This is a genomic window from Pseudomonas sp. LTGT-11-2Z (genome assembly GCF_003691445.1).
GTDB lineage: Bacteria > Pseudomonadota > Gammaproteobacteria > Pseudomonadales > Pseudomonadaceae > Aquipseudomonas > Aquipseudomonas monteilii.
Genome location: NZ_CP033104.1, coordinates 3,423,201 through 3,437,258 on the forward strand (window position 1 = coordinate 3,423,201; position 14,058 = coordinate 3,437,258).

The 14,058-nt window shown below is 64.5% G+C and carries 13 protein-coding genes; all 13 read right to left on the minus strand.

All coding sequences use genetic code 11. From position 1 onward, the window contains the following. Window positions 1–9 precede the first annotated feature (9 nt). The 13 genes from D8767_RS15945 to D8767_RS16005 all read right to left on the minus strand — a co-directional run bounded on the left by D8767_RS15945 (window position 10) and on the right by D8767_RS16005 (window position 14,038). On the minus strand, window positions 10–684 hold the full coding sequence (locus tag D8767_RS15945; protein ID WP_016714151.1) for an urease accessory protein UreF: 675 nt from the start codon (window positions 682–684) through the stop codon (window positions 10–12). Continuing rightward, window positions 684–1,229 carry a HupE/UreJ family protein gene (locus tag D8767_RS15950; RefSeq protein WP_016714152.1) on the minus strand — a complete coding sequence of 182 codons (546 nt, stop codon included), beginning with the start codon at window positions 1,227–1,229 and terminating at the stop codon, window positions 684–686. Before D8767_RS15950 ends, D8767_RS15945 begins: the two co-directional genes overlap by 1 nt. An 18-nt stretch (window positions 1,230–1,247) precedes the next feature. After that, window positions 1,248–1,745 (minus strand): urease accessory protein UreE, encoded by a 498-nt coding sequence (gene ureE / locus D8767_RS15955; protein ID WP_016714153.1) that lies wholly within the window; start codon window positions 1,743–1,745, stop codon window positions 1,248–1,250. 10 nt (window positions 1,746–1,755) lie between these two features. Continuing rightward, window positions 1,756–3,459, minus strand: coding sequence for an urease subunit alpha (gene ureC / locus D8767_RS15960; protein ID WP_016714154.1), 1,704 nt, complete (start codon window positions 3,457–3,459; stop codon window positions 1,756–1,758). Next, window positions 3,456–3,773 carry an urease subunit beta gene (locus D8767_RS15965; RefSeq protein WP_016714155.1) on the minus strand — a complete coding sequence of 106 codons (318 nt, stop codon included), beginning with the start codon at window positions 3,771–3,773 and terminating at the stop codon, window positions 3,456–3,458. The genes ureC and D8767_RS15965 overlap by 4 nt, the downstream gene beginning before the upstream one ends. Window positions 3,774–3,792: 19 nt before the next feature. After that, on the minus strand, window positions 3,793–4,095 hold the full coding sequence (locus tag D8767_RS15970; protein ID WP_003253929.1) for an urease subunit gamma: 303 nt from the start codon (window positions 4,093–4,095) through the stop codon (window positions 3,793–3,795). A gap of 9 nt (window positions 4,096–4,104) precedes the next feature. Then, window positions 4,105–4,938, minus strand: a complete 834-nt coding sequence (locus tag D8767_RS15975) for an urease accessory protein UreD (RefSeq protein WP_016714156.1) — start codon at window positions 4,936–4,938, stop codon at window positions 4,105–4,107. A gap of 279 nt (window positions 4,939–5,217) precedes the next feature. Further along, window positions 5,218–6,132 (minus strand): tyrosine recombinase XerC, encoded by a 915-nt coding sequence (gene xerC, locus D8767_RS15980; RefSeq protein ID WP_016714157.1) that lies wholly within the window; start codon window positions 6,130–6,132, stop codon window positions 5,218–5,220. 227 nt (window positions 6,133–6,359) lie between these two features. After that, a complete protein-coding gene (locus D8767_RS15985) occupies window positions 6,360–8,618 on the minus strand; it encodes an ATP-dependent DNA helicase (protein WP_016714158.1) in 2,259 nt (752 codons plus the stop codon). After that, window positions 8,615–10,264, minus strand: a complete 1,650-nt coding sequence (locus tag D8767_RS15990) for a VRR-NUC domain-containing protein (protein WP_029380298.1) — start codon at window positions 10,262–10,264, stop codon at window positions 8,615–8,617. Before D8767_RS15990 ends, D8767_RS15985 begins: the two co-directional genes overlap by 4 nt. A 73-nt stretch (window positions 10,265–10,337) precedes the next feature. Next, on the minus strand, window positions 10,338–11,639 hold the full coding sequence (locus D8767_RS15995; RefSeq protein WP_016714160.1) for an MFS transporter: 1,302 nt from the start codon (window positions 11,637–11,639) through the stop codon (window positions 10,338–10,340). A 99-nt stretch (window positions 11,640–11,738) separates the two neighbouring features. After that, a complete protein-coding gene (locus D8767_RS16000; protein WP_016714161.1) occupies window positions 11,739–12,983 on the minus strand; it encodes a fumarylacetoacetate hydrolase family protein in 1,245 nt (414 codons plus the stop codon). Further along, on the minus strand, window positions 12,980–14,038 hold the full coding sequence (locus D8767_RS16005; RefSeq protein WP_016714162.1) for an Ldh family oxidoreductase: 1,059 nt from the start codon (window positions 14,036–14,038) through the stop codon (window positions 12,980–12,982). Before D8767_RS16005 ends, D8767_RS16000 begins: the two co-directional genes overlap by 4 nt. Window positions 14,039–14,058: the final 20 nt, after the last annotated feature.

Sequence of the window (14,058 nt, forward strand, 5' to 3'; positions counted from 1 at the left end):
AGGCAGTCCTCAGGAACGGAACAAACGGGTGTATTGGGTTTCGTGACGCGATGAGGCAATGGCCAGCAATGGCAGGCCGCCACCGAGCTGGTCATCGGCCAGCGCCAGTGCCTGGTCAAGTGCAGCGGGCAATTCGGTGCCCAGGTCGCGCAGCAAGGTCTGGGCCGCCTGCTGGCCGAACGGCACCAGCTTGACCCCGGCCATGACCGCGCCTTCCAGCCAGGCAAAGCCATGGCCCAGGGCCAGCTGACGCAGTGGAATGCCCCAGTGCGCAGCCAACCAGGCCATACCGCCCAACTGGGTCAATTCAAGGCTGGCGCGCCACGCCGGCGCCTGGCCCAGTTGCCAGCCGTCGAGCAGACGCGCCAACGCCGCACCACGCTGCTGCTCTTCCAGGCGCAGCTCGGCGGTTTCGCGGTTGGCCAGCAAGAAGCGGCTCCAATGGCCGAAGGCCTCGGCGTCCTCGGCCTGACAAGCGTGATACAAGCGCGCCAGCACCGGCCAGTCCAGGCAAGCCAAGGTGTCTTCGACCTGCTCGCGCTGCCAGGCTGCGAAGCCGTCCACGCCCTTCACCCAGCCCACCTCGACCGCCCACTCCAGGCCTTGCGAATACGTGAAACCGCCCACCGGCAGGCCGGGGCTGGCCAGCTGCAACAGGCGCAGCAACGCCAGGTCGCTGTCCATCAACCGGCCAGCACCAGCGCGGCACCGGCCAGCAGGCCACCACCGAAGGCTTTCTGCAGGCCACTGTGCCGGCGCAGCAGGCACCCGATGGCAAAGCCCGCCGCCAACAGCAAGCCGCTGACCGTGACAAAGCCGGCGCTGAACTGCCAGAACGCGCTCGGCGTGGCTTCCACGCCATGGGCCCAGCCGTGGAACAGGGCAAACACCGGCATGGCCATGGCCAGCAGCAACTGCCGGCTTGGTAGCAGCACCGCCCCGGCGGCCACCAGCAGCGACCCGGCAATCAAGGTTTCCATGCCCAGCACGTCACCGAACAAGTGGCCACAGACTGCCCCGCCAAACATCGCCGCCAGGGTTGCCAGGGGCAGTGTCAGGCTGCGCCGGGTCAGTGCAGCGAGTACGCCAGTGCCCAACAGCATCAGCAGGTGGTCAAGGCCCGTCAGCGGGTGCAGCAGGCCATCGTGCAACGGATTGCTGTCATGCCCAGGGTGAGCGAAAGCCGGCAGCGCCAGCATCAGTAGAAACAGGGCGAACGTCTTTTTCATGGGTTGCTCCAGGGCAGTTCAGGAATGGGCAGGCAGGCGAACGAACGGGTGATCGTTGCCGTGGGCATGGCTGTGGCCATGCGGCGCGCTCTGATAGGCGCCCGCTTCGGGCTCGAACGGAGCCTGTTCGGCCTCCACCGTCAGGCCCAGACCACGCAGCATGTCGTCCAGCACATGGTCGTGCTGGAAACGCAGCAGGCCAGGCTCGATCTGCAGGGGCACGTGGCGGTTCCCCAGGTGATAGGCCGCACGGGCCAACAGGTGCGGGTCGGCACAGCGCACCGTCGACACCGTTTCGGGTGCCGCCAGCACGCGAATCAGCTGGCTGCCATCGGCATCGGCAAGCAACTCTCCCCCGCGTAGCAGGTGGCCGCGTTCGAGCATCAGGCCGGCCTCGCGGCCATCGTCCAGGGTCACGCGCAGGCGGCTCTTGATACGGCTGTCCACATCCAGGGTGACGGTGCCGGTTTCGGTGAGCGTGCCGGGCTCGGTGATGCGGCGGGTCAAGACAATCATCGGTGCTCCTTCAAAACAGGAAATAACGCTGAGCCAGCGGCAACTCGCAGGCCGGCTCGCAGACCAGCAGCTCACCATCGGCACGCACCTGGTAGGTTTGCGCATCGACCTCGATCAGCGGCTGCAAAGTGTTGTGGACCATATCCGGCTTGCGCACCCGGCGGCAGCCGTTGACCACGCCTATCAGGCTGCGCAGGTTCAGCTCTTCTGCCAGGCCGCGGTCCATGGCCGCCTGGGGCAGGAAGGTCATGCGTGTGGCATGCCGCGCAGCGCCCAGGGCGCCGAACATGGGCCGGTAGTGCACCGGCTGCGGCGTGGGGATAGAGCCGTTGATATCGCCCATGGGTGCGGTGACGATCATTCCGCCCTTGATCACCAGCGCCGGCTTGACCGCGAAGAACGCCGGCGACCACAGCACCAGGTCGGCCAGCTTGCCCGCCTCCACCGACCCCACTTCGTGGCCGATGCCATGGGTGAGTGCCGGGTTGATGGTGTACTTGGCGATGTAGCGTTTGACCCGGAAGTTGTCGCTGTAGGCAGTGTCAGGTGCCAGAGGCCCGCGGCGCAGCTTCATCTGGTGCGCGACCTGCCAGGTACGCAGTACCACTTCCCCGACCCGGCCCATGGCCTGGGAGTCGGACGACGTCATGGCAAAGGCACCCATGTCATGGAGAATGTCCTCGGCCGCAATGGTTTCGCGGCGAATGCGTGATTCGGCAAAGGCCACGTCCTCGGCAATGCTTGGGTCCAGGTGGTGGCAGACCATCAGCATGTCCAGGTGCTCGTCAACGGTGTTGACCGTGTACGGCAAGGTCGGGTTGGTCGAGGAAGGCAACACGTTGGCCTGCCCCGCCGCGCGGATGATGTCCGGCGCATGGCCACCGCCGGCACCTTCGGTGTGGAAGGTATGGATGGTGCGGTCGCCGATGGCCGCCAAGGTGTCTTCGATGCAGCCGGATTCGTTGAGTGTGTCGGTGTGGATCGCCACCTGGATGTCCATTTCCTCGGCCACGCCCAGGCAACAGTCGATGGCTGCAGGCGTAGAGCCCCAGTCTTCATGCAGTTTCAGGCCGACAGCGCCCGCAGCGATCTGCTCACGCAGCGCTTCAGGCCGCGAGGCATTGCCCTTGCCCAGCAAACCGATGTTGATCGGCAGGCTGTCGGCGGCCTGCAGCATGCGCGCCAGGTACCAGGGGCCGGGCGTGCAGGTGGTGGCATTGGTGCCGGTGGCCGGCCCGGTGCCGCCGCCAATGAAGGTGGTGACGCCACTGTTAAGCGCCTCGTCCACCTGCTGCGGGCAGATGAAATGGATATGCGAGTCCACCCCGCCGGCGGTGACGATCTTGCCTTCGGCCGCGATCACTTCGGTTCCTGGCCCGACCGGTACGTTCACGCCCGGCTGCACATCGGGGTTGCCGGCCTTGCCGATCACTGCGATACGCCCGTGCTTGATGCCAATGTCGGCCTTGACGATACCCCAGTGGTCGATGATCAGCGCATTGGTCAGCACCAGGTCCATGGCTTCGGCGGCCAGCATCTGGCCCTGCCCCATGCCATCGCGGATCACCTTGCCGCCGCCGAACTTCACTTCTTCGCCATAGATCGTGAAGTCCTTCTCTACCTCAACCCACAGCGCTGTGTCGGCCAGCCGCACGCGGTCGCCCACCGTGGGGCCAAACATGTCGGCATAGGCCTGGCGGGAAATACGGCTCATACCCTGCCCTCCAGCGCACCCATCACCTTGCCCTGGAAGCCGTAGACCTCACGCTTGCCGGCGTAGGCCACCAATTGCACGGTGCGCGCCTGGCCTGGCTCGAAACGCACGGCAGTGCCGGCCGGAATGTCCAGACGAAAGCCCAGAGTGGGCGCTCTGTCGAACACCAACGCGTCGTTGACTTCGAAGAAGTGGTAATGTGAGCCGACCTGCACCGGCCGGTCACCGTGGTTGGCCACGCTGACGCTGACGGTTTCCCGGCCACTGTTCAGTTCGATGTCGCCAGCAGCGACCTGGATTTCACCTGGGATCATGCGGGGCTCCTTGGCAGGTTCAGACGATGGGGTCATGCACGGTCACCAGCTTGGTGCCATCCGGGAAGGTCGCTTCGACCTGCACGTCGTGGAGCATTTCGGCAATGCCGGGCATCACCTGCTCGCGGGTCAGCACTTCGCGCCCGAGGCTCATCAACTCGGCCACAGTGCGGCCATCGCGTGCGCCTTCGAGCACGGCGGCGCTGATCAACGCCACCGCTTCCGGGTAGTTCAGCTTCAGGCCACGGGCCAGGCGCCGTTCCGCCAGCAAGGCAGCGGTGAACAGCAGCAGTTTGTCTTTCTCTCTTGGGGTCAGCTCCATGGCGCTCTCTCAGGTGGCCCAGATGCGTGGTGGGCAAGCTGGCAGGCCGAGGACGGCCGGGCGCAGCACATGCCACAGACGTTGCAGGGTGCGTTGCAGGTGTTGGTTGTCGTGGTCGAGCACACGGATGACCAGCAACGACCCCAGCAGGGTCGCGCCGGCCGGGGTGTCCAGTTCATCCAGCAGTGGGCGAACCTGCTCCAGCACCGCCTGGTCGGCCGGTGCCGCACAGAACGTGGCGAGCAGCGGGTGGCCGGCGAGCTTGTCCAGGCGCCCGCCTTCGATGCGCAGGCGTTCGTGCAGGCCGACTTCGTCGGGCAGTTCAATGTGCAAACGGCTGTCCAGCCTGCCCTGCTCGAAACGCTCGCTCATGACCGGGCGGCCGAGGCACAAGGTTTCCCAGGCCAGCAGCCGCGCCCCGGGTTCCAGGGTGAAACGGCTGTCGAGGCTGGCGCGGGCGCCGGAGAAGAAGATGCTGTCTTGCGGCAGCCATTCCAGGGTGCTGCCAGCCGCCAGCCGAAAACGCTGGGTCAGCCGTGCGGTGGGGCCGATGCTGCGGTAGAACTTGCTGGCGCCGGGCATAGTCAGCAGCGCGTGGCTGCCAGGTTCCAGGTGGATATCCAGTTCCAGGCGGTCGCCGGCGACAATGCCACCCGGCGGGTGCAACACATAGACATGGCACGGCGCACCTTCAGGATAGAAAGGCCGCTGCACCAAAAGAGGTCCGAAATGGCGCCACGCACCAAGGCGGGTCACGTCGTCGCGCCTGACAAAGCGCAACTGCAGGTGGGCGCTCCAGCCTGCATCGTCTTGTTGTTGTTCGATCTGCTCCGCGAGCGACATCCTGCGGCCCCTGAAATCCGTGGCCTGCTGGCCGTTTAGAGGGTCCGGCGCGGGCGGCTGCTAGCGCGCACGGCCTGACCACTCGATCAAATTCGCAGGCTGGATATAGCAGTTTGCGGGCCAACTCCGCAGGTGAAGGCAGATGAAACTTTTTTCGTAGCCGCTCTGGCACAGGGCATATGGGGGAATGGCGCACAAAGCGGGGGCGCGCACTGGCCCTGTTTCGGTGCCTACAGAAGTGCAATCGGGGCTGCAAAGCGGCCCCAAACACAACAAGACTCAGTAGTCGAAACGGTCCACCGCACGGCGGCGTTCGTTGTCATCACGGCGGTCATAGATGGCCGTGGTCTGGATATTGGCATGGTGTGCCAACTTCTGCGCAATCGACAGGTCATGCTCTTCGATCACCCGGGTGATGAATGCCCGGCGGAAGTCGTGCGGCATGATCTTCACCCCCACCTGTGCACCGCGCTGGCGGGCGATGTAGTAGATGGCATGTTTGGTAATGCGCGCCCGGGTAATGTGGCTGCCACGGCGGATGCGGTTGAACAGGAACGGGTCATCCTCCGCACCGGCAGGCAGGTCCTGGCGGCGCAGGTCGAGCCAGGCCTGCAACTTCTCGAATGCCCACGGTGGGGCGTACTTGACCAGTTGGTGGTTGCCCTTGCCCACCACCTGCAGGCTGCGCGCCTCGAAATCGACCTGGTTCAGGTCGATGTCGACCGACTCCGACTTGCGCATGCCGGTTCCGTACAGCAAGGCAATGATCGCGGCATCGCGTACGCCCTGCGGCCGAGGGTCGGCCGCGCACACGTCCATCAATTCGCGAATCAGGCTGCGCCGCAAGTTGCGCCCGGGTGGCAGGCGGGTGCCAGTGGCCGGCTTGACCTCGCGAATGCGCAACAGTTGCTCATGATCGATCAGGCCCTGGCGCCAGGCCTCGTTCATCACGCCGCGAATCGCGTTGACGTACAACGACGAGCTGTTGGGGGCGTATCCGTCGGCACGCAGGGCAGCCACCAGCGCGATCACATGGCCGGGCTCGAGCCGATGCCAAGGCACATCGACGATGTTGCAGTCGACAAAGCCCAGCCGGTCGGCGGCGTCCTGAAGGATGTAGCGCATGGTTTGCTGGCTGGATGGGGCCAGGCGGGCCATGTACTGCAGCAGCGGATTGTTGGAGAGATCGGACAAAACGTGAATCCTGTAGCGAAGCGGCGGCCGGTATTGAGCCGGCCAGCATCTCAAGCAAGTTGAAACGATTGATGAACGAGGGCCAATGACGTTTCAAGCGCACGCCATTCGAACCCGAAGAAGTGCCATCATCTTGATATTCATGGATTTTATAACTGACACGGGCCAGATCTTAACCCATTTACAGCGTCAAGGGCCGCCCGTACGGCGCCAAGCCTGCCAGCCAACTAAATGGCCGTCGGCCACCACCCTGGGAACATCTGCTGCACCCGGGGCTCGGCAAAGCGCTCATCAATCAGCACCAGTACGCCACGGTCCTGGTCACCTCGGATAACCCGGCCCGCCGCCTGGATCACCTTGCGCACCCCCGGGTAGAGATAGGCGTAATCGAACCCCGCACCAAACTGCCGCCCAAGGCGCTGCTTGAACTGCTCGTTGACCGGGTTGACCTGCGGCAGCCCGAGTGTTGCGACAAACGCGCCGATCAAGCGCGTGCCCGGTAAATCCACCCCCTCACCAAAAGCACCGCCCAATACGGCGAAGCCGATGCCCTGCCCGTCGCTGACAAAACGATCGAGAAATGCCTGACGGGCCGCCTCGTCCATGCCCGGTTCCTGAGCCCATTGCGGAATCTGCGCATGCTGCTCTGCCAACAGCCCTGCCACCTGCTGCAGGTATTCGAAACTGCTGAAGAAGGCCAGGTAGTTGCCCGGCATCCGCTCATACTGCCGGGCAATCAGCTCGACGATTGGCGCCAGAGAGGCGTGACGCTGCTGGTAACGGGTAGACACCTGGCTGGCAATCCGCACCTCAAGTTGCTCTGCGCGAAACGGCGCGGCCACTTCCAGCCAGGCGGTGTCGGCTGGCATGCCCAGCAGGTCGCTGTAGAAATGCCGCGGGCTCAGTGTGGCGGAAAACAGCGTCACGCTACGCGCCGCCTGCATGCGCGGGGCCAGCAAGCGCGCCGGGGTGACATTGCGTAGGCACAGCGTAGCCAGCCGGCGCTTGCGTGGGCCCTGGCGCTGGCTGATGTCGAACAGGAAGTGCTCGTCGAACAGCTCGGCCACCCGGGTGAATTGCAAGGCGTGGTAGAAGAACTGCAACACCTGCGGGTCCATGTACGCGGGCGCCTGGTTCATCTGATCCTGAATCAACCCAATGCACTGCTGCAAGGCACGCAGCAGGCCTTCGGGCAACGACTCGCTGGCCTGATACGGCGCACGCTGCTCTTTGTACAACGCGTTCCATTGCCGGTTCAGCCGGTCCAGCGCACTGCCAAGCCCGGGTGGTTTGCTCTGGCGCAATGCCAGCAACTGGCCCTGGTCGAGGCTGGCGCTGTACATGCCGCGCCCACGCTCGACCAGGTTGTGCGCTTCGTCCACCAGCACGGCAACGCGCCACTGGTTGAGCTGGGCAAGGCTGTACAGCAGCGCATGCGCATCGAAGTAGTAGTTGTAGTCGGCGACCAGCACGTCGACCCAGCGCGCCATCTCCTGGCCCAGGTAGTACGGGCATACCTGATGTGCCAAGGCCACTTCACGCAGGTTGGCGCGGTCGAGCAACGGCAGTGCTGCCGCCGCTTCGCGCGCCGCCGGCAAGCGGTCGTAGAAGCCCGCCGCCAATGGGCAGGACTCGCCATGACAGGCCTTGTCCGGGTGCTCGCAGGCTTTGTCGCGGGCGATCAGCTCCAGTGTGCGCAACGCGGGCTGGGGCGTTGCATCGGTAATCTGGCGCATGGCGTCCAGCGCCAGCGCCCGGCCCGGCGTCTTGGCCGTGAGAAAGAACAGTTTGTCCAGCTGCTGCGGCACCATGGCCTTGAGCAGCGGGAACAAGGTCCCGAGGGTCTTGCCAATGCCGGTGCTGGCCTGGGCCATCAGGCAACGGCCGGTACTCACCGCCTTGTACAAGGTTTCGGCCAATTGCCGCTGGCCCTGGCGGAACTGTGGGTAGGGAAAGCTCAGTGCCTGAAGGCCCTGATCGCGTTCGACCAAACGTTGCTGCTGGCATTGAGCCCAGCCCAGAAAGCGCTGACACTGGATTTCGAAGAAGGCCCGCAGTTCAGTAGCCGTGTAATGCTCACTGAACAGCGTCTGCCCATCGCTGTCGACGTCCAGGTACACCAACGCCACCTCGATGGCCGACAGTTGACGCGCCTGACACATCAGCCAGCCATAAACCTTGGCCTGCGCCCAGTGCAACTGCCGGTGGTTGGCCGGCTGGCGCGCCAGGTCGCCACGGTGTGTCTTGATCTCTTCCAGGCGATTGCTGGCCGGGTCATAACCATCGGCACGGCCGCGCACCTTGAGGGTTTCGAACTGGCCTTCGAGGGTAATCTCCGACTCGTAGCCGGCAGCACGCCGTGCCACTACCCGCTGGTGCCCTTCAATGCCCTCTTGAGCGGTGGGCGACGGGGTGAAGCGCAGGTCCAGGTCACCGACCTTGGCACTGAACTCGCACAAGGCGCGCACCGCCACGCTGTAGCTCAAGGTGTTTCGCTCCAGCGTACATGGCACACCGCGACCGGCAGTCCGTGTTGCCGGCAGAATTCCAGCCAGCGCAGTTGGTTATCCTGCAGGCGGTCACCGGGCCCCTTGACCTCGACCATGCGATAACGGCCCTGCTCGGGCCAGAACTGGATCAGGTCGGGCATGCCGGCACGGTTGCTGCGAATGTCCTGCAACAGGCGCAGGAAGCACTGCTTCAACTGGGCCGCCGGCAGGCAAGCCAAGGCCTGTTCCAGCAGTTCCTCGCTGAGCATGGACCAGAACACGAATGGCGACTGCAAACCCTGCTTGGCCTTGTAGCAGTCGAGAATCGCCTGGCGATGGCTACCCTCGTCGAGCCGACCGAGGCAGTGATCGAACAGCGCACTGCGCCGTTGCTGGAAGTCGCTGTCGTGCAGGTCTTGCGGCCCTGCCTGGAACGGGTTGAAGAACGCGCCGGGCACCGGAGCGAAGATGGCCTCCCAGCACAACAGGCCAAACAGGCTGTTGAACAGCGTGTTCTCCACGTAGTGTGCCTGGCCTCCCGCTTGTGCCAGATGCTGGCGCACGGCTTCCTCCACGCCGAGTGCTGCGTGCTCGCGGGGCAGTTCGAGTTCGATCAGCTCCAGTGGCGCAACCCGCTGGCGCCGCTGTGGCGGGCCGCCGAGTTTTCGCGCCAGGCGCGGCAGCATGCGCTCCAGCGCCTGCACTTCCAGCGCATTAGCAGGTGCCGCAGCCAGCTGCAACGCCAATGCGTGGGCCTGGGGCCACTGTTCGCTGCGCTCCAGCACCCGCACCTGGCGGATACGTGCCTGGGCATGGTTGCACTGCGCATACACGGCCATGGCCAGGTCCCATTCAGCCAGGCGCTCGCAGTGTTGGCCCAGGGCGAATTGCAACCGCGCATGGCGCCGGGCCAGCCAGGGGTTGTCGCTGTGCAGGCCCTGCAACGCCGCGAGGATTGGCAGCGGGTCGCCGCCCTGCTCCAGGCGCTCGGCGCACTGGTGCAGCGCCATGGCCAGGTCGACTTCGGCACGTTGCTGCAAGGCACGTGAATCGTTGCTGAACGGTACCTGCTCGTAACGCAGTACCCCCAGGTCGGCGAGGACGAAGTCAGACCAGTCCTGGTACAGGTTGCCGAAGAACAGCAGACGCATGCGGTCGCACAGGGGCTGCAGGCACCACTGGACAATGCGTACCTTGCTGTCAGGGAACCATTCGCTCAGTGGCCGGGCAGCCAGCTCCAAGGGTTGCAGCTGTGCCAGCAGATCCTGCTTGGCGGCGCGGGGGCGGCTCAATTGCGGGGCGAAGCAACGGGCCAGCTCGTCTTTGCGCAGCAAGGCGAACAGTTGCTCCAGTGCCAGTTGCTCGGGCTCCCGTACCCAGCCGAGCGCCTGCAACGGCTGCAGCGCCAGCGCGGTATCGCCGATTTCGACGTAGTCCAGCCGGTCGCTGCGAAACAACTCGCCCTTGCGCATGACCATGCGCACCATCAAGGCCTGAGCGGGCGCCTCCAGATGGTTGAAGGCCTGGATGAACGCCAGCTCCTGGTCATCGAGCAGGTCCTGGTAGCGCTGTTCTACCCACAGCAGCACCTGGCGGAAATTGTGCAGGTAGTAGAACGGGTCGTCGACGGAATGAGCAATCACAAGTACAGAGTCAGGCGGCTGGAACAACTACTGGTTATACATACAGACCAGCACGCCTGGCAAGTACCGTGGGTCACTCCGTCGCGGTGACCATGTCCCCCGCCTCGGCCTTCACGCTGCCAAGCGGCGTCTGCAGCAGCAGGAAGTAAGCCACCGCCGAGCACAGCGCCACCACCGCACTGATCATGAACGCCGTGGTGAACGAGCCCGAATACTGGATGCTGAAGCCGGTCACGATCGGCGCGACAGAGCCGGCGATGTAGCCGCCGAAGTTCTGGATCGAACCAAACGAGGCCACGCGCTGGCTGTCGACGATGGTGTTGACGATCATCCAGGCGGTTGCGCTGGCCATGTTGATGCTGAAAAGCGCCAGGCACAGCAGGATGATGCAGCCGGTCAGGCCGGTGACGAACGACAGCGGCAAGGTGAACAGTGCTGCCAGCACCAGGCCGGTGATGACACTGAACTTGCGGCTGCCCAGCACACTCATGCCACGTTTTACCAGCCAGTCGCAGAAGCGGCCGGCAACGATAGTACCTGCCGCGCCAAAACCGTAGGCCAGCGACACGACCCAGGCGGTCTTGTACAGGTCCAGGCCGTGCTCACGCTCGAAGTAACCCGGCAACCAGGTCAAGTGCAGCCACAGCATGTAGATCACACCCATGAAGCCCAGTACCGCCCCCCAGGTGCTGCGGTGCTTGAACAGGTCGAGCCAGCCGGCAAAGTAAGAAGGCTTCGGCGCGTGCACCGAGGACGCGGGCGCCTGGTGCTCACCCGGCAGCGGCTTGCCTTCGGCTGCCAGCTCGGCCAGGTATCGCGCCTTGCTTTTGTAGAAGCTCAGCCAGCACACCGCCAGTACCACGCCGATCACGCCTGTAATGATGAACATGCCGCGCCAGCCGAAGTTGACCATGAACAGCGTCAGCAACGGCGGTGCCAGACAGGGACCAAGGCAGGTCGACGACCACACCACGCCGGTTGGCGTGCCGCGTTCGTTGGCATCGAACCACTCCGACAAAGCCTTGGCGGCCGACGGGAACATCGGCGCCTCGCCAATCCCCAGCAATACCCGCAGGCCCATGAAACCGGCAAAACTGCTGACCATGCCGAACGCAGCCTGGGCAACCGACCAGCCCAGCAACGAGGCACCGAGGGCGATCTTGCTGCCCAGGCGGTCGATGATCATGCCCATCGGCAGTTGGGCAAAGGCATAGGCGATGGAAAACGCCGACAACAGAATGCCCATCTGCGAAGGGCTGATCATCATGTCTTTCTGGATGGAGGTGTTGGCGATCGACAGCGCACTGCGGTCCAGGTAGTTGACGATGCCGATCAGCAGCAGGAACACGACGGTGATGCGCTGGTACTTCTTCATAGGGTTCATGTGTCGACCTTTATTATTATTGTTGCCGCGCTGTCAGCGCCTTGGCGATCCCTCGTTGATGCTGCGCCCCTCCCTGGCGCAGCGTGTCGATCAGGGCCTGCGTGCAGTGGCTGCAACCTCCAGCAAGCCACGCCGGCCGAGGTTGTCGATCAGCGCGCGCAGGCCGAACGCCCATTGCGGTGCCAGGTCGCTGGTGGTCACGCGGTTGCACAAGGTACCCAGTTGCGGGTTGCTGATGCTCACCACATCGCCCGGCTTGTGGGTAAAGCCGTTGCCCGGCTGGTCGCGGTCCTGCTTGGGCGCGAACAGGGTGCCAAGGAACAGCACCAGGCCGTCGGGGTATTGATGGTTTTCGTTAAGCGTCTGCTGCACCAGGTCTTGGGGGTCGCGGCTAATCTGGCGCATGGAGCTGCGACCCGACAGAACGAAACCGTCTTCACCCTCCACCCGCAGGTCCACCTCGGCAGTGCGAACGTCGTCCAGCCCGAAGCTTTCGTCAAACAGCCGCAGCAGCGGCCCCAATGCAGTGGAGGCGTTGTTGTCCTTGGCTTTGGACAGCAGCAAGGCACTGCGCCCTTCGAAGTCGCGCAGGTTGACGTCGTTGCCGAGCATGGCGCCCTTGATACTGCCATCGCTCGACACCGCCAGCACCACTTCCGGCTCCGGGTTGTTCCAGCTGGACTTGGGGTGGATGCCGATGTCCGCGCCATGGCCAACCGCCGACAGCGGCTGGGCCTTGGTGAACACTTCGGCATCCGGGCCAATGCCCACTTCCAGGTATTGCGACCACAGGCCCTGCTCCACCAGCACCTTGCGCAGCGCTTCGGCTTGAGCCGAACCCGGCACGATCTGCGAAAGGTCGGCGCCAATGCGGCTGGCCAAGGTGTCACGGATCGCATCGGCCTTGGCCGGGTCACCCTTGGCCTGCTCTTCCACCACACGCTCCAGCAGGCTGGTGGCGAAGGTCACACCCGCGGCCTTCACCGCCTGAAGGTCGATGGGTGCCAACAGCCATGGCTGGCGCGGGTCGCGCCGAGCGGGGTCGCTGTTGGCCAGCAACGCCGGTAGCGCAATGAGCGGCTCGGCCAACGGCAAGGCACGCAGGTATGCGGCCGGGTCATCCACTTCAAGCAGCGCCGAGACCGTCGCCACATGGGTGCTGATATCGTAGACGGCGCCAGCCTTCACCCGCACCACCGCCGGCCCCTGTTCCGGCAACCAGACGCGCCCTACCCAACTGCCACTGTCGAACACGCTGGCATCAAAACTTAGCGGTAGCGGTTGATGGGTGTTCGATCGATCATCAGTCATCTGTGTACCCTTACTGTGCATCATTGGGAAAATGTCGGCAGTTCCATCAGCCCGGCCAGGCGGTCGAGGTCGGCCATCAACTGCGGCGACAGGCTTACGCCCTGCGCCAGTGCTTGGCGACGCAGGGCAAGGCCGGCTTGCCCGGGCAGGCGTACCGGGCGTTCGGGATCGAGCGGGCGGCTTGCCAGAATCAGGCGGCCAAGGAAGCTGGTTTCGTGGGTGAACGCCTCCAGGCCACCGAAGAAGCGCGGGTCAATGACCACGGCAGTGGCCGAGGCGCCCCACTGGGTGGGTTCGTCCTTGCGTCCATGACCGGCCAGGCCCGAGGTCAGGGCTTCGACCAGCAGCGCCAAGGCGAAGCCTTTGTGACCAAAGGCCTGCCCCCCCAAAGGCAGGATGCTGCCTGGCGGGGTAGTGAAAAAATCGCGCGGGTCGTCACTCAGTTGCCCGTCGTTGCTCACCAGCACCGGGTGCGGCAGGCGGCTGCCGGCATCGCGGCATTGGCCCACCAACCCAAGGGTGACCGTGGACATGCTGACGTCCAGCAGTATCGGCTCGCCCTGGGTCGGTATACCGGCAGCAATCGGGTTGGGGGTGTACACGGGGTCGATGCCGCCATGGGCGCAGACCAGCGCCACAGACGGGTCAGACGAGTAGACCATGGCCACCAGGCCTTGGTCGGTATAGGGCTTCAGGTAGGCGGCCAGGCAACCTATGTGCGAAGCCCGGCGCACCACGGCGATACCGATGCCCTGCGCGGTCGCACCTTTGGCTGCGCAGTCCAGTGCACGGCTGACGCAGTATGGCCCAAGTACATAGTGGCCATCGAACACGCTGGAAATACCACTGTCCGACACGTGCTCCAGCGCCTGTGCGCGGGCCTTGACCTGCCCGCTGAGCATGCCATCGATGTAACGGCTGACCAGGTTCAGGCCATGGGTACGGTGCCCGAGCAGTTCGCCTTCGAGCAGCACCCGGGTGACCACTTGGGCGACTTCGCTATCGGCACCGGCTTTTACGAACAGTTGCTCGACAAAGGCGGTTAGCGCTTGCACGTTGCAACGTGTGGGTTGGGTCATTACGGTTGCCTCGAAAATGG